The organism is Arthrobacter sp. Alg241-R88, assembly GCF_900537115.1.
Classification (GTDB): domain Bacteria; phylum Actinomycetota; class Actinomycetes; order Actinomycetales; family Micrococcaceae; genus Arthrobacter.
This window is the reverse complement of the sequence record NZ_UNRG01000004.1, coordinates 1-26,950: the sequence shown is the minus strand read 5'-3', so window position 1 is coordinate 26,950 and position 26,950 is coordinate 1. Positions and strand designations below refer to the sequence as shown.

The window sequence follows — 26,950 nt, the reverse complement described above, 5'->3', positions numbered from 1 at the left end:
CCTGTCCGGTGGAGTTTAGTAGGAAGTCCGAGTATATTCGCAACCAGAAATGACCTGGGTCACACGCGAAGGAGCTTCCGGCCATGGTGCGCGAGCTTTCCCACTACGTCGGCGGCCAGCATGCGGGCGGCAGCTCCGGCCGCTTCGGCGACGTCTTTGACCCCTGCACCGGAACCGTCCAGGCCCATGTTCCGTTGGCCGGCCGGGACGAGGTGACCAATGCCGTTGCTGTCGCCGCAAAGGCCCAGGAGGAATGGGCGGCCATGAACACCCAGCGCCGCGGCCGGATCCTGCTCCGGTTCGTGGACCTGGTCAACAGGGACATGGACGCACTGGCGCGGCTACTGTCCTCGGAACACGGAAAAACCCTCGCCGACGCCAGAGGAGACATCCAGCGTGGCCTGGAAGTGGTGGAGTTCGCCGCCGGCGCGCCGCACCTGCTCAAGGGGGAGTTCTCCACCGAGGCCGGACCCGGGATAGACATCCATTCACTGCGCCAGCCCCTTGGTGTGGTGGCCGGGATCACGCCGTTCAACTTTCCCGCCATGATTCCGCTCTGGAAGTCCGGGCCGGCCCTGGCCGCGGGCAACGCCTTCATCCTGAAGCCCTCCGAGCGGGATCCGTCCGTGCCGCTGCGCCTGGCGGAGCTGTACTCCGAAGCTGGCGTGCCGGACGGCGTGTTCAACGTGGTCAACGGCGACAAGGAGGCGGTGGACGCCCTCCTGGAGGATCCCCGGGTCAAAGCCATCGGGTTTGTGGGCTCCACCCCTGTTGCCCAGTACATCTATGCCACGGCGGCCGCCCACGGCAAGCGGGCCCAGTGCTTCGGCGGAGCCAAGAACCACATGGTGGTGATGCCGGACGCAGACCTGGACCAGGCTGCCGACGCCCTCATCGGTGCAGGGTACGGCTCCGCGGGGGAGCGCTGCATGGCCGTTTCGGTGGCTGTTCCGGTGGGGCAGGAAACCGCTGACCGGCTTGTCGCCAAACTCCAGGACCGGGTGAAGAGCCTGAAGGTGGGCCACAGCCTCGACCGGGACTCGGACTTCGGCCCGGTGGTGGCCGCCTCCGCCAAGGAACGGATCGAAGGCCTGATCCAGGCGGGACTGGACGAGGGCGCCACGCTCCTGGCGGACGGCCGGGGAATCACGGTGGAAGGCTACGGGAACGGTTTCTGGGTGGGGCCAACGCTTTTTGACCACGTGACGCCAGACATGGGCATTTACCGGCAAGAGATCTTCGGTCCCGTCCTCAGCGTGGTGCGGGCGTCCGACTACGACGAGGCGCTGCAGTTGTGCAGCAGCAATGAGTTCGGCAACGGCGTGGCCATCTTCACGCGCGATGGCGACGCAGCCCGGGATTTCGCCGCCCGGGTTGACGTGGGGATGGTGGGCATCAACGTCCCCATCCCGGTGCCGATCGCGTACTACACGTTCGGCGGCTGGAAGGCGTCGGGGTTCGGCGACTTGAACCAGCACGGCGCGGACGCCTTCCGTTTCTACACCAAGACCAAGACGGTCACCACACGGTGGCCCTCAGGAATACGTCACGGGGCCAGCTTCGTGATGCCGGAAGGAAGCTGATGACGGACAGCCCGAAGCCGGCTGCGGACAACCAGGCCGAGGTGCTGTTCGAGCGCCGCGGCAGGCTGGGGATCATGACCCTCAACCGGCCCCAAGCCGTCAACGCGTTGACCGCGGGAATGGTGGATGGGCTGCTCGAGCAGCTCACCGCGTGGGCGGACGACGACGGCGTTGCCACGGTCCTGGTGCGGGGCGCCGGTGACCGTGGGCTGTGCGCCGGGGGCGACATCGTGGCCATCTACCAGGACATGCTGGCCGGCGGCGGGCTGACGGCGGACTTTTGGCAGGTGGAGTACCGGCTCAATTCCCTGATCTCCCGCTACCCGAAGCCATATGTGGCGCTGATGGATGGCCTGGTGCTGGGCGGCGGCGTGGGGATTTCCGCGCACGGTTCGGTCCGGGTGGTGACTGACCGGACCCGGATGGGCATGCCGGAGACGACCATTGGTTTTGCGCCCGACGTCGGCGGCACCCTGCTGCTGTCCCGGGCGCCGGGGGAGGCGGGTACCCATGCGGCGCTGACCGGCGCCCACCTCAGCGGGGCGGATGCCCTGCACCTTGGACTCGCAGACCACTACCTGCCGTCGGACAGGCTCGAGGACCTCCTGGCGGCACTGGAAACCGAAACTGCGGAAGCCGCCGTCGCGCGGCACAGCAAGGCGCCGCCGCCCTCGGCCCTTGAGGAGCAGCGTGACTGGATTGACAGGTGCTACGCCTCGGATGACGCCGGGGAAATTATCCGGCACCTCCGGAGCTTCGACGGCGAAGGCGGCGCAGTGGCCCGGATTGCCGCCGACACCATCGAGGCGAAATCGCCCACGGCCGTGAAGGTCACGCTGGCCTCCCTCCGCCGCGTGAAGGGCCTCACCCTCGATGAGGCCCTGGCGCAGGAGTACCGGGTAGGTTTGCGGTTCCTGGAAGCACCGGACTTCCGGGAGGGCATCAGGGCGCAGGTAGTGGACAAGGACCGCACGCCACACTGGCGGCCGCCCACCCTGGCGGAGGTGCTGCCCCAGCAGGTGGAACGCTTCTTTGAGCCCCTGGGCAGCAAGGAACTTGACCTGCAGCTAAAGGAGACGGACCATGCCTGAGAAGTTCACCGTTGCGTTCCTGGGCCTCGGCCACATGGGCGGACCCATGGCGGTGAACCTGGTCAAAGCGGGGTACACGGTAGCCGGCTTCGACGTCGTGCCCGCAGCCCTTGAAGCAGCCCGTACACATGGTGTTCCGGTTGCGGCCAGTGCTGGTGAGGCAGTATCCGGTGCAGACGTGGTCCTCACCATGTTCCCGGGCGGCCGGCATGTGCTCGATGCCTACCTGGGCACAGCCGGCGGGCCTGGCCTGCTGGCGGTGGCTGCCCCCGGAACGATGTTCCTGGACTGTTCCACCATTAACGTGGACGAAGCCCGGGAAGCAGCGAGGCTGGCTATTGAAGCCGGCCACCGCTCGGTGGATGCCCCGGTATCCGGCGGAGTGGTGGGCGCCGAAGCGGGCAGCCTTACGTTTATGGTCGGCGGCGATAAAGCGGACTTCGAGGCAGTCCTGCCGCTGCTGGACGTGATGGGCAAACGCGTTGTCCACTGCGGTGCCCACGGCGCAGGACAGGCAGCCAAAATCTGCAACAACCTGATCCTGGGCGCCTCCATGATTGCCGTCAGCGAGGCTTTTGTGCTGGGGGAAAAGCTGGGCCTGAGCCACCAGGCGCTGTTCGATGTGGCGTCGGCGGCGTCGGGGCAATGCTGGGCGCTCACCACGAACTGCCCCGTGCCCGGTCCCGTCCCCACGAGCCCGGCCAACCGCGACTACCAGCCCGGTTTCGCCGGAGCCCTGATGGCCAAGGACCTCAACCTGGCCGTCAACGCACTGCACAGTACAGGAGTTGCAGCCCGGGTTGGCCCGCTGGCTGCTGAAATCTACGATACGTTTGCCGCGGAAGGCGGTGCAGGCCGGGATTTCTCCGGGATCATCACGGACATTCGGGACAGGTCGAACGCCCAGGGAAATCCGGCGGACGTGGCGGCATCCGGATCGCCGGCGGCTGGAAACCCGGCGGCCGGCGTTCCAGCCCCGGAATCACCGGCACCACCAGCATCACAGGCAGCGCAGGACGACGGGAGCCCCGAATGACGGAATACACAAACATCCTCGTGGAACAGCGGGGCCGGGTGGGCCTGGTGACGTTGAACCGGCCGCAGGCGTTGAATGCGCTGAACAAAGCCACCATGGAGGAGCTCGTGTCCGCCGTCCGCGCCATGGATACCGATCCCGGTGTGGGGGCCGTGGTCATCACCGGCTCAGGCAAGGCCTTCGCCGCCGGGGCTGACATCAAAGAAATGGCGGCCCAGGGTTACATGGACATGTACGCCGCGGACTGGTTCCGCGGCTGGGAGGACTTCACCAGGCTCCGCATACCCGCGATTGCCGCAGTCTCGGGATTCGCCCTGGGCGGGGGCTGCGAGCTGGCGATGATGTGCGATCTCATCATCGCCGGGGACAACGCGAAGTTCGGCCAGCCGGAGATCAACCTGGGCGTACTGCCCGGCATGGGCGGATCCCAGCGCCTCACCCGCGCCGTGGGCAAGGCCAAAGCAATGGACCTGATCCTGACCGGAAGGTTCATCGGGGCGGAGGAAGCTGACCGTTGCGGCCTGGTGTCCCGGGTGGTGCCCGCTGAGGATGTTGTGGAGGAAGCGCTGAAGGCCGCCGAGGTGATCGCCGCCAAGTCCAAGCCGGCGGCCATGGTGGCGAAAGAGGCCGTGAACGCCGCCTTCGAAACCGGGCTGGCGCAAGGCGTCCTGTTCGAGCGCAGGCTGTTCCACTCCCTTTTCGCCACCGAGGACCAGAAGGAAGGCATGGCGGCTTTCACGGAAAAACGCCAGCCCGAATTCAAGCACCGCTGAGCGAAAGCGACTCCCGGTAGGCGGCCAGGTCGACGGCCATCTCCTCGGCCATCAGATGGTTATTGATCACGACGGCGGTCCAGGCGGCAGCTGCCGCGGAGGCAAGCACCTGCGCCTTCAGGTCCGTCACGTTTCCCGCCGCCCATACGCCCGGTACGGACGTGGCGCCATCCGCATCGGTGGCAAGGTAGGTTCCCATTCCGGAGGAGTGCTCGGACGGAACGAGCCCGAGGCCGGCAAAGGCTTCCAGCCGTGCCCGCACCCGTGCACCCACCACCAGGGCCTCCACCGCAACGTCCGGTCCGCCGGCCAGGGCAACACCCCGCAGGCGGTCCTCCTCCACCCGGACCGATTCCACCGCGCCGGCTGCCACCTTGATCCCGCGGGCAGCCAGTTGTTCCGCTTCGGCGTCGGACGGGACAACCCTGTTGTTGAGGAACAGCGTGATGTCGCTGCTCCACTGCCGGAAGAGCAGGGCCTGGTGCACGGACCACGGTCCGTTCCCCAGGATGCCAATCACCTGGTCCTGCACCTCCCAGCCGTGGCAGAACGGGCAGTGCAGCACGTCCTTGCCCCAGCGTTCCCGGAGACCGGGAAGGCCCGGCAGTTCGTCGTCCAGGCCCGTGGTGACCAGGAGCCGGCGTCCGCGAAGCTGTGTCCCGTCGTCGAGCATCACTTCGAAGCCCTGGTCCACGTCCCCGCGGGCGGCAACCACCCTGCCCCGGACCATGGCCGCACCGTAGCTCTCGGCCTCGCCCCGGCCAATGGCGAGGAGGTCCGCGGGCTTGATGCCGTCGCGGGACAGGAAGCCATGGACTCCCTCGGCGGGGGCGTTGCGTGGTTCACCGCTGTCCACCACCACTACGGAGCGGCGGCTGCGGCCCAGCATCTGCGCGGCGCTCAGCCCGGCTGCGCCGCCGCCGATAATCACGACGTCAGGCATTGATTCTTTGGATTTTGTCATAGGTCCAATGATCTGGCGCCTCTCCTTCGGCTGGCAAAGGCTTTTGCTGAAGTGGCAAGATTGGACCATGGATGAACAACTGGATGACGTCCTGGCGGCTGTCGGCCCGAGGCTGCGGGCGCTCCGTCTCGCGAGGGACATCACCTTGTCAGCATTGGCGGAGGCCACCGGAATCTCGGTCAGCACGCTGTCCCGGCTGGAGTCCGGCCAACGCCGGCCCAACCTCGAGCTCCTCCTGCCGCTGGCCAAAGCCCACCAGGTACCGCTCGATGAACTGGTCGGTGCTCCTGCCACTGGGGATCCGCGTGTCCACCTGCGTCCCATCAAGGCAAGGGGGATGACGATCATTCCGCTGACCAGGAAGCCGGGCGGTATCCAGGCCTATAAACACATCCTGCCCGCCGGGCCGCTCGAGGAGCCCAGCCCGAAGGTGCATGAGGGCTACGAGTGGCTGTACGTCCTCAACGGAAAACTTCGAATGATCCTCGGTAGCCAGGACCTCGTACTCCGCGCCGGGGAAGCGGCAGAGTTCGATACCCGCGTCCCGCACTGGTTCGGCCGCGCGGACGGCAAGCCCGTGGAATTCCTCAGCCTTTTCGGCACGCAGGGGGAGCGGATGCATGTCAGGGCAAAGCCCGCCTGAACCAGGGTCCCAGCCTCTGTGCAGGTGCGTAAGGTAGACAGGGCAGACCAAACGTGGACGCGGACGGGGGAGTTGTATGTGGGGAACGGCGGCGGACGAAGGCGGCTCGACCGAGAACCTTACCGGACTCGTGGGGATAGCTGCCCGCGGCATCGAGCAGTTGGGCGAGTGGGGGGTCGGGCTCTTCACCCTTGCTGAAACCGTGGTGCCGCCCATCCCCAGCGAAGTGATTTTGCCACTGGCCGGCTACCTTGCAAGGCAAGGGGCCCTGAACCTGGTCCTCGTTTTTGTCACCAGCACGCTGGGAGCCTACCTGGGTGCACTTTTCCTGTATTGGCTGGGCGCCAAGCTCGGGCTGGAGCGTTCCATCCGCGGCTTATCCCGGCTGCCCCTGGTGGACCGCGAGGACTTCGAGAATGCAGCGGGCTGGTTCCGCCGTCATGGACGGTCGTCCATCTTTTTTGGCAGGTTGCTTCCGGGCGTGCGGAGCCTGATCTCCCTTCCTGCCGGGGCTTCCGCCATGCACCTTGGAACGTTCAGCCTTTACACCCTGGCAGGCAGCGGGCTGTGGAACGGGGCACTCCTGGGACTGGGCTACCTGGTGGGCACGCAGTACAGAATTATCGAGGAGTACTCCAGGTTCCTGAACTACGCCGTCTATGCCGCCGTGGGCGTAACCGTGGTGCTGCTCGTGGTCAGGCGCATCAAGCGCAAGAAGGCCGCACGCTGATCCGGCAGTTGGGAAGTGCGTCCAGGAGCGGCTCGGTGCACTGTTCAGGAATCAGTGAAGTCGCCGGCATTCCGGCGGAAGTCCCGTAGGATCCGGATCAGCTGGTCCACATCATCCGGCCCGAATCCGGGATCGCTGAAAACAGCTGCGTTCAGTGCCGCGGTCGAGCGCTTGGCCAGGGTGCGCCCCTCGTCGGTGAGCTCAACCAGTGTGGTGCGCCCGTCCGTAGGGTGCGGGCTGCGACGCACCAGCCCTGCGTCCTGGAGCCGGTCCACCGCGTTGGTGATGGAGGTCGGGTGGACCTGGAGGAGGGTGCTCGCCTTCTTCATCGGAAGGGACCCGTTCCTTGCGAAGCTCAGCAGCGCGAGCAGTTCATAGCGGGCGAACGTCAGCCCGAAGGGCTTGAGGGTGAGTTCGATCCTGGCCAGCAGGATCTGCTGGGTCCGCATGATTGCCGTGATGGCAGCCATCGGCGCAGCGACGTCCGCCCAGCCGCGCTCCTCCCAGTTGCGGCGGGCATCTGCAATGGGATCGCGGGATAGCGGACTGCCCACAGCCAGCCTTTCGCCAAGTGATGTACCTCACGTGAGTGGTGGACCTGTGCAATATACTAGGACATCCAATGGTTTCGTACAGCAGTTTGGGAGCGAGGGGGATCGCCGATGCACCCCCCGGCACATGACGCAGGAGCACCACCGTTTCCGGATGCCGACCTGATGTACATCGTGGACCTCCTGCCGGCGGCTGAGCGGGACAGGTACTTCACCATCCGCCGCTTCCTGCAGGCATCCGTCCGGCAGCCCTCCATTGAGTACTGGAACCGCGAGGAGTTCCCTTTTGGCCTGCTGGCGGACATGGGAACGTACGGCCTCGGAGCCCTGCAGCTGGACGGCAGCTCCACCCTCTTCAAGGGCCTGATGTACGTAGAGCTGGCCCGGGCGGATGTGTCCCTGTCTGCGTTGGCCGGGATCCACAACGAGCTGATTCTCGGGATGATCAGCCAACTGGGGTCCGAGGAGCAAAAGGCCCGGTGGCTGCCGGGCCTGAAAACTTTCCGCCACCTAGGAGCCTTCGCGCTGACGGAGCCGGAGCACGGCTCGGACATCGCCGGCGGGCTGGAAACCTCGGCCAGGCTCGACGGCGGTACCTGGGTCCTCAACGGGGCCAAGCGCTGGATCGGGGCCGGGACCATCGCCGATTTCGCCCTGGTATGGGCACGGGACGAGGCGGACGGGGAAATCAAGGGTTTCATCGTTGAGACAGACCGTGACGGCTATACAGCCACCAAGATCGCCAACAAGATCGGGCTGCGACTCATGCAGAACGCGGACATTGGGCTCCAGGACGTGAGGATTCCTGCAGGCAATCTTCTGCCCGGGGCCACCAGCTTCTCCCGCACCAACGAACTGCTCCGGGACTCCCGGGCCTGGGTCGGCTGGCAAGGTGCCGGCATCCAGCTCGCGGCCTTCGACGTCGCCCGTGCCTACACCTTGGGCAGGCGGCAGTTCGGCAAGGAGCTGGCCCGATTCCAGCTGGTCCAGCAGCAGCTGGCGGACATCCTGGGCAACGCGTCCGCATCCTTGGCGCTGATGGTGCAGTTGGCCCGCATCCAGGAAGGCGGGAAGCTTGAGATGGCGCAGGCGGCCATGGCCAAAGCGACCATCACCCGGTTGGCACGTGCCTCGGTGGCCATGGGCCGTTCACTCCTGGGCGGCAATGGCATCAGCAGCGATTATGAAATGGGCAAGCTGTTCGGTGACGCCGAAATCCTTTACACCTACGAGGGCACCTACGAGATCAACTCGCTGATCGTGGGCAGGGCGGTCACCGGAAAATCCGCTTTCACCTGAGTTCCCCCTTCTTCACCTAAGCCGCAGACGGACCGATGTCGTGCCGGACCGTTGTCCCGCCGGCCCCGCGTAGGTAGCATCGAACACTAAGCCTACTTAGTGTTTAATCGGGTGTTCGTTCGAAAGGGGAGGCGGAATGCGCGTCAGCAATTCGGTGGTGGTGATCACCGGCGCGTCCAGCGGGATCGGGAGGGCCACTGCCCTGCGCTTCGCCGCCAAGGGTGCCCGGCTGGTCCTGGCTGCCCGGGGATCGGAATCACTGGAAGCCGTGGCTGCACAATGCAGGAAACGCGGTGCGAAGGCCATCGCCGTCCCCACCGACGTCACCGATCCGGGCAAGGTGGAGGCACTGGCATCCCGTGCCGTCGAGGAATTCGGGCGGTTGGATGTGTGGGTCAACAACGCAGCGGTCGGCGCCTTCGGCCTGCTCACCGAGATCCCTCCAAAGGAGTTCCAGCGGGTACTGGATGTCAACATCACCGGCTATGTCAATGGCGCCCGGGCGGCGCTGACCCGCCAAACAGCCCAAGGCTCGGGCACCCTGATTAATGTTTCGTCCATCGTGGCAGAAGTCCCGCTGCCCTACTCCGCCGCATATTCCGTCTCCAAGGCCGCGGTGCGGGCACTCAGCATCAGCCTGCGCTCGGAACTGGCCCGCGAAGGCGTCAGCGGGGTGCACGTGTGCACGGTGCTCCCGGCCACCATTGACACCCCGTTTTACCAGAACGCAGCCAACTTCACCGGCCGCCGCCCGATGGCGATGCCCCCCGTCTACACGCCGCAGCGGGTGGCGAAAGCCGTCGTGAAGCTGGCAGCGCGTCCGCGCCGGGAAACCGTCGCAGGAGGATTTGGGGGCCGCCTCCTGGTGCTGCAGCACAAGTTCACCCCAGGCGCAGTGGAAGCGGCCGCTGCTCGCCAGGTGGACCACCGCCAGCTCTCCCGGTGGCGGTCCACCTCCGTAACTCCCGGAAACCTTCACCAGGCGTCGCAATCCATCGGAAAGGCTGCCACAACAGGGGGATGGCACGGGCGGCGGCGGACGGCGCAGCGGATGGTAGCGGGCGCGGCAGCACTGACGGGAGCTGTCGTGGCCTTGCGGAAGCGGCTGGGCTGATTGCGGGGAGCTTTCCGCGGCTGCACATCCCGGGGCCACGCCGTACATCCCGGGCCACGCCGTCGTTCCGGCAGGTATTTGCTAGAGGTTCCTTTCGGCGTACGCCCGCAGCGCGTCCCGAACGAAACCGGCGCCCGCTTCGCCACCGTAGTTGGCCGCGAACCTGGCGTCGGCAACGTACATCTCCGCCAGTCCCACGACATACCCCTTCACGTCCCCGCCGCTTTCGGACGCGGGAGTGCCGGGTATGGACGTGAACCAGTCAACGTGGCGCCGTGCCAGGTCCTGCGCTTCGGGGCTGTCGGCGGCGAGTCCTGATCCCGACGCTGCAATCCAGTCGCTGCCCAGCTTTTCGGCGCGGGACTTCCACTCCTGTTTCTGCTCCGTTCCCATGCCCCGCCACCAGGCGTCGCTTTTGGCGTAGGCCTCCTTGCCCCAGCGCTCCTCCACCTCGTCCTTGTACTGGGTGTGGTCGAAGCCGTCAAACATCTTTTCGGCCATGAGTTCGCCTCCTCCTTTCACTGTTTCGATTGTTTGCTGTACGGACAGAACCTGGCGGGCCAGCCGCGCCTGCTCCTGCCGCAGCCAGTCCAGGTGGCGGCTCAGCGCCTTGAGCGCGTCTGTCTCGTGCTGGAAGACCTCGGCGATGGCCGGCAGCCCCAGCCCGAGTCCCCGGAGCAGGAGGATCCGCTGCAGCTGCAGGAGCGCTGCCCCGTTGTAATAGCGGTAGCCGTTACGCCCAACGCGGCTGGCCTTCAGCAGCCCGATGTCGTCGTAGTGCCGGAGGGTCCGGCTTGTTGTGCCTGCCATCCTGGCGACATCCTGGATGGACCAGTCGGTGGCCGTCTCCGCTTCGGTTGCTTCCATGCTCCGAGCGTAGGGGTTGACGCAGCGTCAAGGTCAAGCAGGTTTCCCGGGGTATCGGTTACGCAGTGGGCGGGTGCGGGGCGAGCGGGCGCGGGCCTGGGCGACGAGGCGCGTGAAGGCGAAGATGAAGACTGCCTCGATAATGATCATCAACGCCACAAGCAGCCATTGTTCCTCGGCAATAAAAACGACGCAGCCTGCGAGCGCGAGCAATGTCCCCAGCACCAGGGTGTAAACGGCAAATCCTACGGCAACGCGTGCGCTGCGGACGCCGGTCCGGAAACCGAAACCGTGCGGCTCCCCGCCGGGCTGCCCGGGAACGCGGTCCGGGGCGGCAGGCGGAAGCCTGTCGAACTCTTCCCACGGATCCTTCGCTGGGTCGTTGCCCGGAACGTTGTCCGGGTGCTGTCCGGTCATAATCCAATTATCCCAGTACCCGCCCAGGGATGGGGATGGGGATAGGGATTGGGAACCGGGACGGGGCAGGTCACGAAGCCCCGCGCGACGTTCACCAATGTCATCCGCGAAGCAGAAGCAGGGGACACAAAAACAGCGGCCCCTCCAACTGACGTTGGGGAGGCCGCTGCTGTGGCGACATTCCTCCTGCAGGTGCGGGAGGGAAGCCGAAGCCTTAGAGCGGGCGGATGTTCTCTGCCTGCGGGCCCTTGGGACCCTGGGTCACATCGAATTCAACCTTCTGGTTCTCATCGAGTGAGCGGTATCCGCTGCTGGCGATTGCTGAGTAGTGGGCGAAAACGTCAGCGGACCCGTCATCGGGGGCAATGAAGCCAAAACCCTTTTCGGCGTTGAACCATTTAACTGTGCCTGTTGCCATGGCTGCATTCCTTCGTGTGACTCTGATTCTCTCCCCGGGCCACCGGCCCGAGGTGCGCGGAGAACGTCCCCCGCAGTCCCCAACGTACGGGGCCAACGCCAACCATGCAAGGGTAACGACATTAAAGTGTCGTCAGCGCATCCCCTCGCGGCGGATTGCGGTGGCAATGGCAGCGGCCCTGGTTTCCACTCCCAGCTTGGCGTAGATGTGCGCGAGGTGGGTCTTGACCGTGGCCTCCGAGATGAAGAGGCGCTGTCCGAGTTCCCGGTTGCTGAGGCCTTGCGTGAGGAGGCTGAGCAGTTCGGCCTCGCGCGGAGTGAGGATCTCGTCGGGGTTGCGCAGCTGCTGGAAAAGCCGGGATGCCACGGGGGCGCTCATGACGCTCTTGCCTTGGACTGCCCCGCGGATGGCCGCGAAAATCTCATCAGGTGCGGCATCCTTCAGGAGGTAGCCCATCGCGCCGGCGTCCACTGCCCGGACGATGTCCGCATCGGAGTCGTAGGTGGTGAACACCAGGATGGCCTGCCCTTTGTTGCGCTCGCGGATCCGCTGGATGGCCTCGATCCCGTCCATGCCCGCGCCCATGGCCAGGTCCATCACCACCACCGCCACGGCGTCCTGTTCCAGCCGTTCCAGCGCTTCCTCCCCGGACGCTGCCTCGGCGACGACGGCGATATCAGGTTGGGTACCCAGCAGAGCCCGCAGCCCGCTTCTCACCACCAGGTGGTCGTCCACCAGCAGCACTGTGATGGCACTCATGCAGGATTGTCCATGCTTCCCGGCTCCGCCGGCGCGGGCAGCTGGGCCGCGACGATGGTCCCTTCGCCAGGTGCGCTTTCCACTGAGAAAACGCCGCCCAGCTGCTCCACCCGCTGCCGCATGGCACGCAGCCCGTACCCTCCGGCGTCCGACGGCGGTGCTGCCGCCGCGGGATCGAACCCGGCACCGTCGTCGTGGACGTCCAGGGTGACGGCGTCCGGAAGGTAGCCGAGAGTTACCGTGGCGGTGGCGGCGCCCGCATGGAGCTTAATGTTTGAGGCAGCGCTTTGGACTACCCGGAGGAGGGCGTGGCGCACATCCGGCGGCACCGGCCGCGGTTCACCCGTGACCAGGAGCCTGGCGTCCGGGACGTACTGCCTGGCCGCGAAAAGCAGGGCCTCAGGCAAGGGCGACGCGTCCAGTCCGGGGGAGGCAAGTTCGTGGACCAAGCTCCGGGTCTCGGACAGGTTGCCCCGGAGCAATGCAGTGGCCTGGCCGAGGTCGGCGTGGGCTGAAGGACTGGGCCATGCCCGGCCGGCTGCCTCCAGCAGGAGCAGGCTGCTGGCCAGCCCCTGGGTGACGGTGTCGTGGATTTCCCGGGAGACACGCTCCCGTTCGGCGATGGTTCCTGCCCGGCGCTCGCTGGCCGCCAGCTGCCCTTGGGCGAGGGAGACTTCCGCGTGCAGGCGGCGCTGTTCCTCGGCGTCGTGCTGAATCCTGTCGTAGATCAAGGTCAGCATCAGCCCCACGGCGAGCGGGCCGAGGAGCATGGCAAGGTCAGTGCCGCTGCTCAGCCGGAACAGCCCTGCCGCAGTGGCAAGAGCGGTGGCTCCCGCCGCTGCGTACGCGGCTGCACCGCTCAGTGCGCTGCGGCACACGAAGAAAAGCGCGAACGAGCACCAGGCAAAGCTCGGCGCCGCAATGACCAGGACGGCCCACACTGCAACCAGGGTGAATACCCATAACGCTCCCGGTTTCCCCCGCGATGAAAGGACGGCGACGGCGAAGTACAGCAGGCAGGCCGCTGCCGCCAGCCCCAGGACGAGGACGTTGTCCGCGGGGCTGTGCCGCATCACGTACCGGACCAGGGACGCCACCAGCAGGACGGCGAAGCCACCATGAACGGCGGCATCAATGCTGCCGAAGCGGGCTGCGGGGCTGGTGGACGCGCTGGTCCCGTCCGCGCCGGTCCCGCCGGGAGCGATCGAGTCGGGGACGGATGCGGCTTGCGCGGCGCTGGCGGAGGGAGGCATGGGAATTCCGGTTCCAGTGGGGAATGCTACCCACCATGCTATTGCCCCGGCCCGTGCACCGTCTCTCAGCCTTTTGGCTGATACGGCTGGCCTATTGGATCAGGACGCCACAGCCAAAAGCCCGATGGCAGGCAGCCGGAGTCCCGGAAGGATTGGGGATGAAACGAACCCCGCTTCGACTGTGGGGCTCCGAGCAAAGGAAACAGCATGAAGAAGTCCACGAAAGTTCTTGCCGCCGCAGCCGCCAGCGCGCTTGCCCTCACCGCCGGGGTGACGGTTGCCGCCAATGCCGGCGCCGGTTCCGCTCCCATTGCCGTCCCTGCTGCCGACATCCAGCCCGTGCCGGAGAACGTGGTACAGCAGAACCGTATCTCGGTGGGCGCCTCGGCCAAGGCGGTGCAAGCGGCGCTGGCCAAATGCCAGGCTGACAAACTTCCCTTTGTGACGGTGGCCCTGGTGGACCGCTTCGGGACTGTCCAGGCGCTGCTTCGGGGCGACAATGCGGCCGAGCACACCATTGAAGCCGCACAGCAGAAGGCCTACACCGCCGCCGCCTTTGGGACCCCCACCAGCGAACTGGCAAAGCGAATCAACGGAACCGGCCCCAGCATCGCCGACCTCCCCGGCACCCTCTTCCTGGCCGGCGGCGTCCCGCTGAAGGTGAACGGGGTTTCGGTGGCCGGCATCGGCGTCGGCGGTGCTCCTGATGGCGCGCTGGATGAGGCCTGTGCTGCAGCCGGTGCGGACGCCATCGCGGCCGCCGGCGCGCCTAAGTAGGCTAAGCGCATGAGGTGGTTCGGGGCCCTGATTGTGGTGCTTATCCTGACCGGGTGCCAGGCGGGTCCGGGGGAGCCGCAGCAGGCGGCGTCCCCTCCGCCGTCGGCCCTGGCGACTCCGGACGCCCTACCGTCCGCGGGGGACCCGGCGTCCCCCGCACCGGCTGCACCGGCAACCACGCCGCCCGCGCTCTCTGCGGAAGCACAGGCCCAGCTTGACCAGGACCTGATAGCCGCAGCCAAGGCCAACAACGCGCCGCTGATCAGCCAACTGATCGCCCGTGGCGGCAATGTCAATGCCAAGGACGCCATCCAGGATTCGGCTTTCCTCTACGCAGGTGCCGAAGGATTCAATGAGGTGCTCCGGCTGACGTTGGCCGCCGGGGCCGATGTCGCGAGCACCAACCGGTACGGCGGGACCGCCCTTATTCCGGCCAGCGAACACGGCCACGTGGAGACGGTGCAGATCCTGATCGACGCAGGAGTGCCGGTGAACCATGTCAACAACCTGGGCTGGACTGCCATGCAGGAGGCCATCCTGCTGAACAACGGCGGGCCCAGGCAGCAGGAAGTGGTCCGGCTTCTCCTGGCAGCAGGCGCCGACCCCAACATCAGGGATCCGCAGGGGAGGACCGCACTGCAGAACGCCGAACGGCTGGGCTTCGGCGAAATCGCCACCCTGATCCGCGCCCGCGGCTAGCCTCAAGGACAAGGAGTTTTTGTCCAGATATGCAGGGTTTGAGACGGTCAAAGTCCGCATATCTGGACAAAAACTCCAAGGGGTTACACAGCCTCCAGGACGCTGACGTAGTTGGCGATGCCCACGCCGCCCATGTTCTGGACCGCGGCGCGGCGGGGGTTGGCGAGCTGCATGCCGCCTGCGGTCCCGCTCAGCTGCATGGCGGCGATGACGTGCTGTGATACCCCGGTTGCTCCCACGGGATGGCCCTTGGCCTTGAGGCCGCCGGAAACGTTGATGGGCAGTTTGCCGTCCTTGTACACCCAGCCCTCCTCGATGGCCCGGGCACCCTGGCCCGGTTCCGTCAGGCCCATCGCCTCGTACATCAGCAGCTCCGCGATGGTGAAGCAGTCGTGTACTTCCGCGAAGTCCAGGCCCTCCAGCCCGACGCCGGCCATCGTCAGCGCGCGCTGCCAGGACACCCGGGTGGCGTTGAAGGCAACCGGGTCCCGGCGGGATGCGGGGAAGAAGTCGTTGGCGTGGCCAAAGCCTGCCAACCGTACGGGTGCAGTGGCACCGCCGGTCGGGGAAGTGGACAGCACGACGGCGGCGGCGCCGTCGGACACGGGGGAGCAGTCGGTGCGGCGCAGCGGGTCGGCCACCATGGGGTTCTTGTCCGAGACCCTTCGGCAGAAGTCCTCGCCCAGGTCCTTGCGCAGCTGCGCGTAGGGGTTGTCCACGCCGTTGCGGTGGTTCTTTGCCGCGATGCTGCCCAGGACGTCACCCAGGTTGCCGTCGCCGTACCGCTTCCCGTAGTGCTTGGCCACCTCGGCAAAGAGCCCCGTGAAGCCGGTGGTGGAGGCCTTGCCCGCCATGTCGTAGTCGGCGCCCAGCAGGCCTGCCCCCACAACCTCGGCGCCCGCGTGGGTCATCTTTTCCGCGCCGATCACCAGCACCGTCTTCGCCGTGCCCGCCAGCAGGGACTTGGTGCCCTGCTGGAACGCAGCGGAACCGGAGGCACAGGCATTTTCCACCCGGGTGGCGGAAACGTTCGCCAGATCTGCCGAGACCTGCAGCGCCAGCGACGACGGGAAGGCCAACGGCATCATGCCGGAGTTGAACTGGCCGAGGTAGATTTCGTCGATCTGGCCGGGCTCGATGCCGGCGTTCGCGATGGCCTCGGTGGCAACCTGGACGATCAGGGACTCAAGGGTTTCCTCCGTGAATTTTCCGAAGCGGCTGTGTCCCCAGCCTGTCAGCAGGACATCCCTGCCAAACTGTTCCTGCAGGCTCATGCTGTGGCTCCTTCCAGGGCAGCAGCTGCCGGTGCCGGCGTGTCCAGGGCCACGGTGAAGCCGGCTTCCGTCTTTTCCCGGATCTCCTCCACCGTGACGCCCGGGGCGAGGCGGGTCAGCGTGAGCTGCCGCCCGCCGTCGTCCGTCCTGTAGAGGTCGAAGACCGCGAGGTCGCTGATGATCCGGTCCACCACAGCAAGGCCTGTCAGGGGCAGGGTGCACTCGCGGACGATCTTGGCGCTGCCGTCCTTGGCATTGTGCTCGGTGAGGACCACCACGCGGGGCGTCCCGGCCACGAGGTCCATGGCGCCGCCCATGCCCTTGACCATCTTGCCGGGGATGGTCCAGTTGGCGAGGTCGCCATTGCCGGAGACCTGCATGGCCCCCAGGATGGCTACCTTGACGTGGCCGCCCCGGATCATGCCGAAGGAGGTGGCGGAATCGAAGATGCTCCCGCCCGGCAGCACCGTGACGGTTTGTTTGCCGGCGTTGATGAGATCGGCGTCCTCCTCGCCCTCGTAAGGGAACGGTCCCATGCCGAGCAGTCCGTTTTCGCTCTGCAGCACAACCCGGACGCCGTCGGGCAGGTTGTTGGCCACCAGCGTGGGGATCCCGATGCCGAGGTTAACGTAGTCGCCGTCGTTGAGTTCTTCGGCTGCGATGGCAGCCATTTCATCCCTGGTCCAGGCCATGGGGGTCTCCTTGAATGAGTAGTGGGGTTAGGCCGGAACAGTTTCGGAATTGCGGCGTGCGGCGGGGCGCACGGTGCGCTGCTCGATGTCCTTGACGCGGTCCCTGGCCTGTACCAGGCGCTGGACGTACACGCCGGGCGTGACGATGTGGTTGGGATCCAGTTGGCCCGGTTCCACAATCACCTCAGCCTCCGCGATGGTCAGGAGGCCGGCGGTTGCAACCACCGGGTTGAAGTTCCGGGCGGTGTAGCGGTAGATCAGGTTTCCGTCCGTGTCTGCGGTGTGCGCGTGGACAAGCGCGACGTCGGCCCGAATGGCGCGCTCCTGGACGTACGTTTCGCCGTCGAACACCTCGTGCGGCTTGCCCTCGGCAACCAGGGTGCCCACGCCGGTTTTGGTGTAGAAGGCGGGGATGCCGGCGCCGCCGGCGCGGAGACGCTCGGCCAGGGTGCCCTGCGGCGTGAACTCCACCTCCAGGTTGCCGGCCAGGTACTGCTCGGCGAAGAGCTTGTTTTCGCCCACGTAGCTGGCGATGACTTTGCGGACCTGGCCTGCTTCGATCAGGATGCCGAGACCCTTCCCGTCCACCCCCATGTTGTTGGAGACCACTGTCAGGTCCTTCACGCCGGAATCGCGGACGGCCTCGATCAGGTCCGCGGGAATTCCGCTCAGCCCGAATCCGCCCACGGCAAGGGTGATGCCGTCCTGCAGTGCGCCCTCCAGGGCGACGGCGGCTGCTGGTTGAAGTTTGGACATGGCGCCTCCTCATTGAGAATCCCGCGATGGTGGTCCATTTTGTGGACGCGGGGCTTGGGAAAGGACACTACGGGCGCGCTGAAAGGCCTGTCAAGCCCACAAATTCGGGCTCTAACTGCTGGTTTTACAGTGTGGACGGTAGTGTTGCCGGAGTCCATAATGTGGATAACCGGAGGGATAAATGACAAATTTGCCAGTACAGGGCGCCCAGGTGGTCAGCCGCATCGCCGGATTGCTGCGGCTTGTGGGCCGCAGTGCGGAGGGGCTGCCGCTGTCCGCACTGGTGAGGGAATCCGGCCTTACCAGGCCCACCGTCCACCGACTCCTCACCTCCCTCGCATCGGAGGGGCTGCTGGATCACGACGCCGGCAGCGGGAACTGGGTGCTGGGCCCGGAGATGCTCCTCATGGGGTCGGTGGCTGCCGCGCGGTTTCCGCTGGAGGACCTTGCCCGGCCCAGTCTCCGCAGGCTGGCCGAGGCCACCGGCGAGAGTGCCTTCTTCTCCATCCGCCGCGGTTCCGAGACGGTATGCCTGCTGCGTGAGGAGGGGAGCTTCCCGGTCCGGTCCTTTGTGCTGCACGAGGGCGTCCGGTTCCCCCTCGGTGTGGCCTCCGCGGGCACCGCGATCATGGCGTTCCTGCCCGAGGCCGAGCAGGAGGATTTGCTGAGGGGGTGGGCTGGACACGCAGGTGCTTTCGCCACTGCGCACACGGAGGAACTCGTCCGGGCCAACCTCGCACAGACCAGGCTGCTGGGTTACTCGGTGAATCCGGGGCTGGTCCTCGAAGGCAGTTGGGGGATGGGCGCCGCGGTGTTTGATGCCTCAGGCAGGCCCGCCTGGGCCCTTTCCCTCACCGGTATAGAGCCGCGCTTCAAGCCCGAGCGGCAGGAGGAGCTGGGCGGGCTCCTGATGGCCGAGGCGCACCGGATCACCCAGCAGCTCAGCGGGGACGGGAAGGGGAGCCGGCCGCGCTGAATCTCCCCCCTTTGCGGGGGGAACGACGACGGCGCGCCGCCCTTTCCGGTGCGACGCGCCGTCGTGCTTCCCAAAAGTGGGGAGGCTCAGCGGCCCCTGACCTCAATTCCCAGCTGAATTTCTACACAGCTGAATTTCCTACAGCCCTGCGCGTGGCTCTTCGGGGCCTTGGTGCCTCCACCAAGTATCAAAAATGGTGACGGGGACGGTGCGCTTGTGCCGGGTACGCAGGTACTTCTCTTCGATCAGGGCGGCAACGGATTCAGGGACGTCCCGGCCTTCCAGGTAATCGTCGATCTGGTCGTAGCTCAGGCCCAGTTCGTCCTCATCGGTGCGGCCCGGCTTGTCGTCCAGCAGGTCCGCCGTGGGTACCTTTTCCCAGACGCGGGCGGGAGCGCCGAGTTCGGCCAGCAAGGCGCGGTTCTGCCGCTTGTTCAGCCCAAACAGCGGAAGGATGTCCGCGCCGCCGTCGCCGTATTTGGTGAAGAAGCCGGTGACGGACTCCGCGCCGTGGTCCGTGCCGATGACAAGATAGTTGTGTTCCCCGGCCAGGGCATACTGGGCGATCATGCGGGTGCGTGCCTTGGTGTTGCCTTTGTGGAAGTCGGAGATCTCCGAGCCCACGGTCTTCTCGAACTCATCCTCGAAGCCATCCACAGCCGCCGAGATATTGAACGTCCACTCGGTTTTGGGCTGGATGAAGTCCAGGGCAGCCTGGGCGTCTTCCTCGTCATGCTGGACTCCATAGGGCAGGCGTACGGCCACGAAGTTCGCGTCCACACCTTCGGCCTCAAGCTCCTCGACAGCCAGCTGGGCCAGTTTTCCGGCCAGGGACGAGTCCAGGCCGCCTGAAATGCCCAGGACGAAGCCCTTGGTGTGGGTGGCTTTCAGGTAGTCCTTCAGGAAGGTGACGCGCTTGCGCACCTCCCCGGAGGGGTCGATCCGGGGCTGAACGCCCATTTCTTCAATGATGCTGGCCTGGAGTTCGCGCATGTGGTCCAGCCTAGCCAGACCTGTCAATCGGCCTCAACCATCCACACCGGCCGGCCCCCACTAAACTGGAGTCCATGACTTCCCCCAGTGAGACTGCAGTAGACGCTGCAGCCGCCCGCGCCCGCCTGCTCGAACTGATCAAGGAACTCGCCGTCGTCCGCGGCAAGGTCATCCTGTCCAGCGGAGCGGAAGCCGATTACTACATAGATCTCCGCCGTATTACGCTGCACCACGAGGCCTCCAAGCTCGTGGGCCAGGTCATGCTGGCCTTGGCGGACGACGCCGGGATCGACTTCGAGTGCGCAGGCGGACTCACCATGGGGGCCGATCCTGTTGGTACCGCGGTGATGCGCGCCGCCGCAGACGCCGGGCGGGCCGTTGACGCGTTTGTGGTCCGCAAGGCCCAGAAGTCCTACGGCATGGGCCGGCAGGTGGAAGGCCCGTCCGTGGAAGGCCGCAAGGTGCTTGTCCTGGAGGACACCTCCACCACGGGCGGCTCGGCCCTGGCCGCCGTGGAAGGCGTCCGCAAAGCCGGCGGCAACGTTGTGGCTGTCGCCGTCATCGTTGACCGGGATACCGGGGCCAAGGAAAAGATCGAAGCGGAGACCGGCGTCCCCTACCTGTTCGCCTTCAGCAAGGATGAGCTCGGGCTTTCCTAGACCCATCGACACGGGGCCCGGGCACACTGTGCCCGGGCCCTGATGTTGGAGCGCGAGGCGGGGCTGGCCTATCATTTGCGTTATCCCCTTAACTCCCCTGTACGGAGAACGTGCACGATGCTCCCCCCTCAACAGTCCTTAAGCGCGACCGACCAGATCCAGAACCTCATTCTGGAAAGTGCCGACTTCGAGGACTTCCTGAACGAACTGGCCCGGTTCTCCGCTCATCAGATGGCTGGCGACGGCGACGACGCACTCTGTGGCATCACCCTGCTCCGGGACCGCAAGGCGGCAACGATTGGCTGGAGCAGCGACTCTGCGCGGGAAGTGGACGAGATCCAGTACTCCTTGTCCCAGGGCCCCTGCCTGACTGCGGCAGAGGAGGAACGCGAAGTCCACGTTCCGGACCTCTTCGAGGAAGACCGCTGGGGACCGGACTACGCGTCAGCGGTGGCATCGCACGGACTGCGGTCAGTTCTGTCGCTGCCCTTCAACCTGCAGGGCGAGGCGAAAGCTGCCCTGAACCTGTATTCCGACGTCCCCCATAAATTCGATGACCGTGCCACCGCAAAGGCCCGTGGCTATACGCGGGAAATTTCCCAGGCACTGAGGCTTGCGGTGCGGTTCTCGCTTCACTCGGACAGCGCCGCAAATCTCCGGGCAACCCTGGAATCCCGGACCATCATCGACATCGCCATTGGCATTGTGATGGCGCAGAACAGGTGCAGCCAGGAGGCGGCGGTCAGCATCCTCACCGAAGCCTCCAGCAACAGCAACACAAAGCTGCGGGATATCGCCAAATCCTTGGTGGACTCGGTCGGGGGTGCGGGTACGCGCACGCATTACCAGGAGCCCGGGCAGCGGCAGGCCGGCCAAACCGCGTGACCAACGGCTTGTGCCTGACTCGTGCTGGAGGTTACGCTTACCGAGGTTGAGCCGTCGGCCATAGACACCCTTTTTTGGAGTACCTATGGACCGCGCATTAAACGCCCTCGTTAACCTTGATGTCCCTGCCGACATTGTTTGCATCGATGTCCAGGGGAGCCTGAACCAGGACTCCCGTCCGGGTCTTGTCCAGATCATCCGCCGCATCAGGAGGATGGGAATCCGTTCACACATCAGAGTGGAGCTTTCCAGCGCTACCTTGGTGGAGTCCTCGGCGCTGGCGGGCCTCCGCAGTGACCTCAACGCCATCGACACCGGGAGCCTGACCGGGATTTCCGGCGCAGGGGTTTCCCTTGATCTTTCGCCCGCCGGAAACGAATGGGCTGCAGCTTCAGGCTCCGCTGGCCAACCCCTGACAATCCTCGACGGCTTTCCGGTCGGCGCCGTTGCAGACATCAGCGCCCTTGGCTACCCGGCTGCCGCTCCTGGCGAAGCCGGGATCCCGCCGTTGGATCTGACCGGGCTCGAAGTGCTGTGCGGGCGCACGCTGCAGGAGTACTCGGATGAGGAACTGCTGCTTGCCAGCGACACCCTCTTCACTCTCCTGGACAACCCGGCAGCTTTCCCGGGATCGGACCTGCTGGCCAGGTACGACGACATCGGGCAGGAGATGCTGCGCCGCCAGCAGGACACCGCGGCCCCAATCCCGGCAGCCGAAGGACAGGCTGCCAGCTGATACGGCGTCACTGAAAGGTTACCGGCGGCTTCTTGCGACGGTGACTTCCAGTGTGCCTACGGTAGTGGTGTGCCATATGAGGGGGAAGTAAATCCGCAGGACCGGCGCGGGGCTTCTGGAGCCCGGCTGCTGCAGGAGGCCGCTGCCCTCAAGCAGTTTTCACGCCGGGGCTTCCTGGCCGGGGCAGGCATGTCAGGCCTGCTTGCTGCAGACATGCTGGTCACCCGCCAAGTTCAGTCCGCCCGCCAGGTAAACCGGATCCTCCCTGTTCCCGACGACTTCGCTGATGTGTACTACCCCGACGCCAGCTGGTTCCTCTTCCCCGGCTATAAGACCAGCTGGGAGGAGGGGCAGTGGATCCTGAACTCCCTCCGGGGCACGCTGAACAAGCGCGCCAGGCTCGCCGCCGTCGGCTATTCCAACCTCGGCCTGGACATCGATGAGATTGTCATCGCCGTCATCGAGCACGTCCGCGCCCAAAAGCTGACCAAGTTGTTTTTCTATGGGCACAGCTTCGGTGGAATGGTGGCCACCCAGGTGGCCGCACGGCTGCTGGAGCTCCATGGGGTGGAGGTGGAATTCATCGTGTTGGACTCGAGCCCGTACAGCAAGCACGACGTCCTGGACCAAAGCTGGTTCGACGGCGTGGTGTTCCTGTACGAAAGGGGTTTCCGGTTCCCGTCCACCTTCCGCGGCGGGTACGAACTGGGGGAGAGGGTCATCCACAAAGACGAACGGACGTGGCGGCAGATCCTTGACCAGACACTCGAACAGCTCTCGCCCATCGCGCCATCCAGCCTGCTCGTCCAGTCGGAGTCTGCCTACATTTACCACTTCGACGGCACCCGGTTCACGGACAAAATAGGCGGCGCCAAGATGGCCTACATCGGCAACCCCCGGGACCGCACCGTGCGCTACCAGACAGCCGTGGGAGCCTGGGCAGTTGCCTTCAAGAACAACATGGTCCCCAGCGAGCTTCAGACGGAAGGGGCCGTACCCGCCCACGCCAGCCCCGGCTGGAACCCGAACATCTACCGCCCCATCCTTGAAGAGCTCCTGGACGAGAACTTCCCGCTGCCCCGCGGCGGATCGCGCGTGACGGTCTTTTAGCGCCGGTCCTAGATCTGGTTCTTCAGGTCCGCCACGGAGTTCAACACCTGGTTGGGCCGGAACGGGTACGAGCCGATCTCTTCGCGCTGGGTGATGCCGCTGAGGACCAGGACGGTGTGCAGTCCCGCTTCCATGCCGGCGATGATGTCCGTATCCATCCGGTCCCCGATCATGGCGGTGGTCTCGGAGTGTGCGTCGATCTGGTTCATGGCCGAGCGGAACATCATCGGGTTGGGCTTGCCCACGATGTAGGGTGCCCGGTCCGTGGCTTTGGTGATGAGCGCTGCGATGGCGCCGGTGGCCGGCAGCGGGCCGTCCTTGGAAGGACCGGTGGCATCAGGATTCGTGGCGATGAACCGTGCCCCGGCCAGGATGAGGCGGATGGCCGTGGTGATGGCCTCGAAGGAATACGTGCGCGTTTCGCCAAGTACCACAAAGTCCGGATCCTGGTCGGTGAGAATGAAGCCGGCCTCGTGCAGCGCCGTCGTTAATCCTGCCTCGCCGATGGTGTAGGCGCGGTTCCCCGATCCGGAACCCTCCACCTGGTCCTTGAGGAACTGGGCGGTGGCCAGGGCCGAAGTCCAGATGTTCTCCTCGGGAACCTCCAAGCCGGAGGCACGCAGCCGCGCGGCAAGGTCGCGCGGGGTGAAGATGGAGTTGTTGGTAAGCACCAGGAAGCGCTTGGACGTGTCCACCCACCGCTGGATCAGCTCGGCGGCGCCGGGCACGGCCTGGTTTTCATGGACCAGGACGCCGTCCATGTCCGTCAGCCAGCACTCGATGTCCTGCCCGCTGCGGTACACCGATGGTGACCCTTTGACCTTGTCCGCTTCTGCCATGCCTACCTCCGCCGGTGATGAAAGCCCGAAAGGTCCAGTCTAGTGTTGAGGGGTGAACCAAACGCCCGGTATGACGTCCGAACCGCCTGCAGCATCTGGACAGGAACACCCGGAGGCGCCGGGCGAAAAGCCGGAAGTCGGCGTCGGACCCTGGGAAGGCGAGCTGCCGGAAGGTGACCATTGGGACCCTGACCTCCTCGCGGACGGCGACCGCCGCAATGTGCTGGACAAGTACCGCTACTGGAAGCATGACGCGATCGTGGCGGAGCTGGACTCACGGCGGCACAACTTCCACGTCGCCATCGAGAACTGGCAGCACGACCTCAACATCGGCACGGTGGTGCGCACCGCGAATGCGTTCCTCGCCAAGGAGGTGCACATCATCGGACGACGGCGGTGGAACCGCCGGGGCGCCATGGTCACCGACCGCTACCAGCACGTCCGCCACCATCCCACCGTGGACGATTTCGTGGCGTGGGCGCGGGGGGAGGGGCTGGCGATCATCGGGATAGACATCTTCCCGGACTCCGTTCCGCTGGAGACCTATGAACTGCCCAAGGACTGCGTGCTGGTGTTTGGCCAGGAAGGTCCCGGGCTCACGCCTGAGGTGCACGAGGCGGCCCTCGCCACTTTGTCGATCGAGCAGTTCGGTTCCACCAGGTCCATCAATGCGGCCTCGGCGGCCGCAATTGCCATGCACGCCTGGGTACGCCGGCACGTGTTTAACCAGCACGTGTAGCGGGCAAACGGGATGGGCGGCGCGCTTGCGAGCCCTCGTGCCGGTGCGGGTGGGGCGTAACCCACAGCACTCCCAGCGCGGTAATGACTAGGATGGTGCTAGCCGTAAGCGGTACTCCAGGGTTACCAGCCCACAGACGAACCTCAGCATAGGAGTCAGCATGCCCATTGCAACCCCAGAGATCTACTCCGAGATGATCGACCGCGCAAAGGCGGGCGGCTTCGCATTCCCGGCCGTGAACGTAACGTCCTCGCAGACGCTGAACGCAGCCCTCCGCGGCTTCGCCGAAGCTGAGTCCGACGGCATCGTTCAGGTCTCCACCGGCGGTGCGGCCTACTGGTCCGGCGCCTCCACCAAGGACATGGTTGCAGGCTCCCTGGGCTTCGCCGCCTTCGCCCGCGAAGTGGCGAAGAACTACAACGTGAACATCGCGCTGCACACGGACCACTGCCCCAAGGACAAGCTGGACGGTTTCGTCCTGCCCCTGCTCGCAGCGTCCGAGGCTGAGGTCAAGGCCGGCCGCAACCCGCTGTTCAACTCCCACATGTGGGACGGCTCCGCCGAGACGCTGCAGGAAAATCTGCGCATCGCCCGCGAGCTGCTCGAACGCACCGCGGCCGCGAAGATGATCCTTGAGGTCGAGATCGGCACCGTAGGCGGCGAAGAAGACGGCGTCGAGAACGAGATCAATGAAAAGCTCTACACCACGGTCGAGGATGCCCTGGCCACCATTGAGGCGTTGGGCGCCGGCGAGAACGGCCGCTACATCACGGCATTGACCTTCGGCAACGTCCACGGCGTCTACAAGCCCGGCGGCGTCAAGCTCCGCCCGGAGATCCTCAAGGACATCCAGGCTCAGGTGGGCGCCAAGATCGGCAAGGACAGCCCGTTCGACCTCGTGTTCCACGGCGGTTCCGGCTCCTCTGACCAGGAAATCGCCGACGCCGTTTCCTACGGCACCATCAAGATGAACATCGACACCGACACCCAGTACGCCTACACGCGTCCGGTGGCCGACCACATGTTCCGCAACTATGACGGTGTCCTGAAGGTCGACGGCGAAGTGGGCAACAAGAAGACGTACGATCCCCGCGTCTGGGGTGCCTCGGCCGAAGCCGGCCTGGCAGCCCGCGTGGTGGAAGCGACTAAGCAGCTCGGTTCGGCCGGAAAGACCTTCTAGATGTCGGACGAGTTCCGCAAGAACCTGATGGGCCCGGAACCCACGCTCCTGCCTGCCGAGACGGAGGTCTACCAGCAGCTGGAAGCCGGCCAGGAAGCCCTGGACCTGGTGGAGAAGCACCCCACGTCCTCGTTGCTGTGGGCCGTCCTGGCTGAAGAGGCCTGGGCCGAGGGACGCACCATCGATTCCTACGCCTACTCACGCGTGGGCTACCACCGCGGGCTGGACTCGCTTCGGCGCAACGGCTGGCGCGGCGTAGGCCCCATCCCGTGGGAGCATGAGCCCAACCGCGGCTTCCTCCGCGCGCTGTACTCCCTCGGGCGCGCTGCCGCGGCGATTGGTGAGGCGGAGGAGCCGGAACGGATCGAGAAGTTCCTGAACGACTCGGACCCCACGGCGAAAGCAGCCATCGAAGGCTCCTAATATGTGGGCCCACGCCCGCAGGGTTCCCTGGCCGAGCTTGCGAGGCTAGGGGGCGGGTGGGGAACGACGGCGGCCGGTCACCTTTTCGAAAGGCGGATTCCATGGGTCGTTGCAACACTGCTGGTGGCTAAGTAGTCAAGAGTAGATCGCGCAGGCGCTCGGCTGGTGTTTTCCAGCCGAGCGTTTTGCGTGGGCGGCCGTTGAGTTCCTGGGCGACGTGCTCGAGATCTTCAGGCCCGTAGACGGACAGGTCGGTGCCTTTGGGGAAGTACTGGCGCAGCAGCCCGTTGGTGTTCTCGTTCGAGCCGCGTTGCCAGGGGCTTGCGGGGTCGCAGAAGTAGACGGGCATGTCGGTGGCCATGGTGAAGGATCGGTGTCCGGCCATTTCGGCGCCTTGGTCCCAGGTCAGTGAGCCGCGCAGGTGTGCTGGCAGGGTGGCCATGGTCTTGACGAGGCCGGCGCGGACGGTTTCAGCGGTGTGGTCTGCGGGCAGATGCACGAGCATCACGTACCGGGTGGTGCGTTCAACCAGGGTTGCGATGGCGGACTGGTTTAGTGTCCCGGTGATCAGGTCGCCTTCCCAGTGGCCGGGCACGGCACGGTCCTCGACCTCAGGCGGTCGTTCGGAGATCATGACCATGGGGTCCGTAAAGCGGGAGATGCGCTGTTCGCCGGTGTTATGGGGTTTGCGGCGGGTCCGGCCGGTGCGCMGGG

31 protein-coding genes are annotated in these 26,950 nt (G+C 65.7%); 18 read left to right on the top strand and 13 right to left on the bottom strand.

What is annotated here, in order from left to right:
- Window positions 1–83 precede the first annotated feature (83 nt).
- Genes G6R19_RS10805 through G6R19_RS10790 form a run of 4 tightly spaced genes read left to right on the top strand, consistent with a single transcriptional unit; the run spans window position 84 to window position 4,483 of the window.
- Window positions 84–1,583: a CoA-acylating methylmalonate-semialdehyde dehydrogenase gene (locus G6R19_RS10805; RefSeq protein ID WP_163164757.1), complete on the top strand. Its 1,500-nt coding sequence runs from the start codon at window positions 84–86 to the stop codon at window positions 1,581–1,583.
- Window positions 1,583–2,674: an enoyl-CoA hydratase/isomerase family protein gene (locus G6R19_RS10800; protein ID WP_163164755.1), complete on the top strand. Its 1,092-nt coding sequence runs from the start codon at window positions 1,583–1,585 to the stop codon at window positions 2,672–2,674. Before G6R19_RS10805 ends, G6R19_RS10800 begins: the two co-directional genes overlap by 1 nt.
- Window positions 2,667–3,710 (top strand): 3-hydroxyisobutyrate dehydrogenase, encoded by a 1,044-nt coding sequence (gene mmsB, locus G6R19_RS10795; RefSeq protein WP_163164753.1) that lies wholly within the window; start codon window positions 2,667–2,669, stop codon window positions 3,708–3,710. The genes G6R19_RS10800 and mmsB overlap by 8 nt, the downstream gene beginning before the upstream one ends.
- Window positions 3,707–4,483 carry an enoyl-CoA hydratase gene (locus G6R19_RS10790; RefSeq protein WP_163164751.1) on the top strand — a complete coding sequence of 259 codons (777 nt, stop codon included), beginning with the start codon at window positions 3,707–3,709 and terminating at the stop codon, window positions 4,481–4,483. The genes mmsB and G6R19_RS10790 overlap by 4 nt, the downstream gene beginning before the upstream one ends.
- Here the strand turns inward: G6R19_RS10790 and G6R19_RS10785 are convergent.
- Window positions 4,470–5,447, bottom strand: coding sequence for an NAD(P)/FAD-dependent oxidoreductase (locus G6R19_RS10785; RefSeq protein WP_163164749.1), 978 nt, complete (start codon window positions 5,445–5,447; stop codon window positions 4,470–4,472). The two genes, G6R19_RS10790 and G6R19_RS10785, sit on opposite strands and share 14 nt — an antisense overlap.
- 67 nt (window positions 5,448–5,514) lie before the next feature.
- Between G6R19_RS10785 and G6R19_RS10780 the strand changes: the two genes are divergently transcribed.
- Both G6R19_RS10780 and G6R19_RS10775 read left to right on the top strand, forming a co-directional pair.
- Window positions 5,515–6,090, top strand: a complete 576-nt coding sequence (locus tag G6R19_RS10780; protein WP_163164747.1) for an XRE family transcriptional regulator — start codon at window positions 5,515–5,517, stop codon at window positions 6,088–6,090.
- A gap of 76 nt (window positions 6,091–6,166) precedes the next feature.
- Complete coding sequence (locus tag G6R19_RS10775; protein ID WP_163164745.1) at window positions 6,167–6,820, top strand: DedA family protein; 654 nt, start codon at window positions 6,167–6,169, stop codon at window positions 6,818–6,820.
- A gap of 44 nt (window positions 6,821–6,864) precedes the next feature.
- Here the strand turns inward: G6R19_RS10775 and G6R19_RS10770 are convergent, their stop codons facing one another.
- Entirely contained in the window at window positions 6,865–7,374 is a 510-nt protein-coding gene (locus G6R19_RS10770) for a MarR family transcriptional regulator (protein WP_163164744.1), read from the bottom strand.
- Between the two features lie 108 nt (window positions 7,375–7,482).
- Between G6R19_RS10770 and G6R19_RS10765 the strand changes: the two genes are divergently transcribed.
- Together G6R19_RS10765 and G6R19_RS10760 are read left to right on the top strand one after the other, a co-directional pair.
- Window positions 7,483–8,670, top strand: coding sequence for an acyl-CoA dehydrogenase family protein (locus G6R19_RS10765; RefSeq protein ID WP_163164742.1), 1,188 nt, complete (start codon window positions 7,483–7,485; stop codon window positions 8,668–8,670).
- A gap of 136 nt (window positions 8,671–8,806) precedes the next feature.
- Window positions 8,807–9,784 carry an SDR family oxidoreductase gene (locus G6R19_RS10760; RefSeq protein ID WP_163164740.1) on the top strand — a complete coding sequence of 326 codons (978 nt, stop codon included), beginning with the start codon at window positions 8,807–8,809 and terminating at the stop codon, window positions 9,782–9,784.
- A gap of 81 nt (window positions 9,785–9,865) precedes the next feature.
- Here the strand turns inward: G6R19_RS10760 and G6R19_RS10755 are convergent, their stop codons facing one another.
- From G6R19_RS10755 to G6R19_RS10735, 5 genes are all read right to left on the bottom strand, one after another.
- Window positions 9,866–10,651, bottom strand: coding sequence for a TipAS antibiotic-recognition domain-containing protein (locus tag G6R19_RS10755; RefSeq protein ID WP_163164738.1), 786 nt, complete (start codon window positions 10,649–10,651; stop codon window positions 9,866–9,868).
- Window positions 10,652–10,684: 33 nt separating this feature from the next.
- A complete protein-coding gene (locus G6R19_RS10750; RefSeq protein ID WP_163164736.1) occupies window positions 10,685–11,068 on the bottom strand; it encodes a hypothetical protein in 384 nt (127 codons plus the stop codon).
- Between the two features lie 214 nt (window positions 11,069–11,282).
- Window positions 11,283–11,486 carry a cold-shock protein gene (locus G6R19_RS10745; RefSeq protein ID WP_013599688.1) on the bottom strand — a complete coding sequence of 68 codons (204 nt, stop codon included), beginning with the start codon at window positions 11,484–11,486 and terminating at the stop codon, window positions 11,283–11,285.
- A gap of 132 nt (window positions 11,487–11,618) precedes the next feature.
- Window positions 11,619–12,245 carry a response regulator transcription factor gene (locus G6R19_RS10740; protein WP_163164734.1) on the bottom strand — a complete coding sequence of 209 codons (627 nt, stop codon included), beginning with the start codon at window positions 12,243–12,245 and terminating at the stop codon, window positions 11,619–11,621.
- Window positions 12,242–13,498 (bottom strand): histidine kinase, encoded by a 1,257-nt coding sequence (locus tag G6R19_RS10735; protein WP_163164731.1) that lies wholly within the window; start codon window positions 13,496–13,498, stop codon window positions 12,242–12,244. The genes G6R19_RS10740 and G6R19_RS10735 overlap by 4 nt, the downstream gene beginning before the upstream one ends.
- 207 nt (window positions 13,499–13,705) lie before the next feature.
- Here G6R19_RS10735 and G6R19_RS10730 point away from each other — a divergent pair, with 207 nt between their 5' ends.
- Window positions 13,706–14,275 (top strand): heme-binding protein, encoded by a 570-nt coding sequence (locus G6R19_RS10730; RefSeq protein ID WP_163164729.1) that lies wholly within the window; start codon window positions 13,706–13,708, stop codon window positions 14,273–14,275.
- Window positions 14,276–14,284: 9 nt separating this feature from the next.
- A complete protein-coding gene (locus tag G6R19_RS10725) occupies window positions 14,285–14,974 on the top strand; it encodes an ankyrin repeat domain-containing protein (RefSeq protein WP_163164727.1) in 690 nt (229 codons plus the stop codon).
- 83 nt (window positions 14,975–15,057) lie between these two features.
- Here the strand turns inward: G6R19_RS10725 and G6R19_RS10720 are convergent, their stop codons facing one another.
- The 3 genes from G6R19_RS10720 to G6R19_RS10710 are packed head-to-tail and all read right to left on the bottom strand — an operon-like array spanning window position 15,058 to window position 17,696.
- Window positions 15,058–16,248, bottom strand: a complete 1,191-nt coding sequence (locus G6R19_RS10720; RefSeq protein WP_163164725.1) for an acetyl-CoA acetyltransferase — start codon at window positions 16,246–16,248, stop codon at window positions 15,058–15,060.
- The gene (locus tag G6R19_RS10715) at window positions 16,245–16,940 is read right to left on the bottom strand and encodes a CoA transferase subunit B (protein WP_163164723.1); all 696 of its coding nucleotides are present in this window, start codon (window positions 16,938–16,940) and stop codon (window positions 16,245–16,247) included. The genes G6R19_RS10720 and G6R19_RS10715 overlap by 4 nt, the downstream gene beginning before the upstream one ends.
- A gap of 27 nt (window positions 16,941–16,967) precedes the next feature.
- A complete protein-coding gene (locus tag G6R19_RS10710; protein WP_163164721.1) occupies window positions 16,968–17,696 on the bottom strand; it encodes a CoA transferase subunit A in 729 nt (242 codons plus the stop codon).
- A 181-nt stretch (window positions 17,697–17,877) separates the two neighbouring features.
- On the opposite strand from G6R19_RS10710, the gene G6R19_RS10705 reads away from it, so the two are divergent.
- Entirely contained in the window at window positions 17,878–18,672 is a 795-nt protein-coding gene (locus G6R19_RS10705; RefSeq protein ID WP_163164719.1) for an IclR family transcriptional regulator, read from the top strand.
- A gap of 138 nt (window positions 18,673–18,810) precedes the next feature.
- Here G6R19_RS10705 and nadE read toward each other — a convergent pair whose 3' ends face one another.
- Entirely contained in the window at window positions 18,811–19,665 is an 855-nt protein-coding gene (nadE, locus tag G6R19_RS10700) for an ammonia-dependent NAD(+) synthetase (protein ID WP_163164717.1), read from the bottom strand.
- Between the two features lie 74 nt (window positions 19,666–19,739).
- Between nadE and pyrE the strand changes: the two genes are divergently transcribed.
- The 4 genes from pyrE (at window position 19,740) to G6R19_RS10680 (ending at window position 23,055) form a co-directional block, all read left to right on the top strand.
- Window positions 19,740–20,324, top strand: a complete 585-nt coding sequence (gene pyrE / locus G6R19_RS10695) for an orotate phosphoribosyltransferase (protein WP_163164715.1) — start codon at window positions 19,740–19,742, stop codon at window positions 20,322–20,324.
- Between the two features lie 117 nt (window positions 20,325–20,441).
- Window positions 20,442–21,209, top strand: coding sequence for a GAF and ANTAR domain-containing protein (locus tag G6R19_RS10690; RefSeq protein ID WP_163164713.1), 768 nt, complete (start codon window positions 20,442–20,444; stop codon window positions 21,207–21,209).
- Between the two features lie 85 nt (window positions 21,210–21,294).
- Window positions 21,295–21,945 (top strand): hypothetical protein, encoded by a 651-nt coding sequence (locus G6R19_RS10685; RefSeq protein ID WP_163164711.1) that lies wholly within the window; start codon window positions 21,295–21,297, stop codon window positions 21,943–21,945.
- A gap of 69 nt (window positions 21,946–22,014) precedes the next feature.
- Window positions 22,015–23,055, top strand: a complete 1,041-nt coding sequence (locus tag G6R19_RS10680; protein WP_163164709.1) for an alpha/beta fold hydrolase — start codon at window positions 22,015–22,017, stop codon at window positions 23,053–23,055.
- An 8-nt stretch (window positions 23,056–23,063) separates the two neighbouring features.
- Here G6R19_RS10680 and G6R19_RS10675 read toward each other — a convergent pair whose 3' ends face one another.
- Window positions 23,064–23,894, bottom strand: coding sequence for an HAD-IIA family hydrolase (locus tag G6R19_RS10675; RefSeq protein WP_163164707.1), 831 nt, complete (start codon window positions 23,892–23,894; stop codon window positions 23,064–23,066).
- Between the two features lie 70 nt (window positions 23,895–23,964).
- Between G6R19_RS10675 and G6R19_RS10670 the strand changes: the two genes are divergently transcribed.
- The 3 genes from G6R19_RS10670 (at window position 23,965) to G6R19_RS10660 (ending at window position 26,236) form a co-directional block, all read left to right on the top strand.
- Complete coding sequence (locus tag G6R19_RS10670; protein WP_163164705.1) at window positions 23,965–24,633, top strand: TrmH family RNA methyltransferase; 669 nt, start codon at window positions 23,965–23,967, stop codon at window positions 24,631–24,633.
- A 160-nt stretch (window positions 24,634–24,793) separates the two neighbouring features.
- On the top strand, window positions 24,794–25,813 hold the full coding sequence (gene fbaA / locus G6R19_RS10665; protein WP_163164703.1) for a class II fructose-bisphosphate aldolase: 1,020 nt from the start codon (window positions 24,794–24,796) through the stop codon (window positions 25,811–25,813).
- The gene (locus tag G6R19_RS10660; RefSeq protein ID WP_163164702.1) at window positions 25,814–26,236 is read left to right on the top strand and encodes a DUF3151 domain-containing protein; all 423 of its coding nucleotides are present in this window, start codon (window positions 25,814–25,816) and stop codon (window positions 26,234–26,236) included.
- Between the two features lie 127 nt (window positions 26,237–26,363).
- Here the strand turns inward: G6R19_RS10660 and G6R19_RS10655 are convergent.
- On the bottom strand, window positions 26,364–26,950 hold a 587-nt coding region (locus G6R19_RS10655), incomplete at its 5' end, for an IS30 family transposase (RefSeq protein ID WP_163164700.1).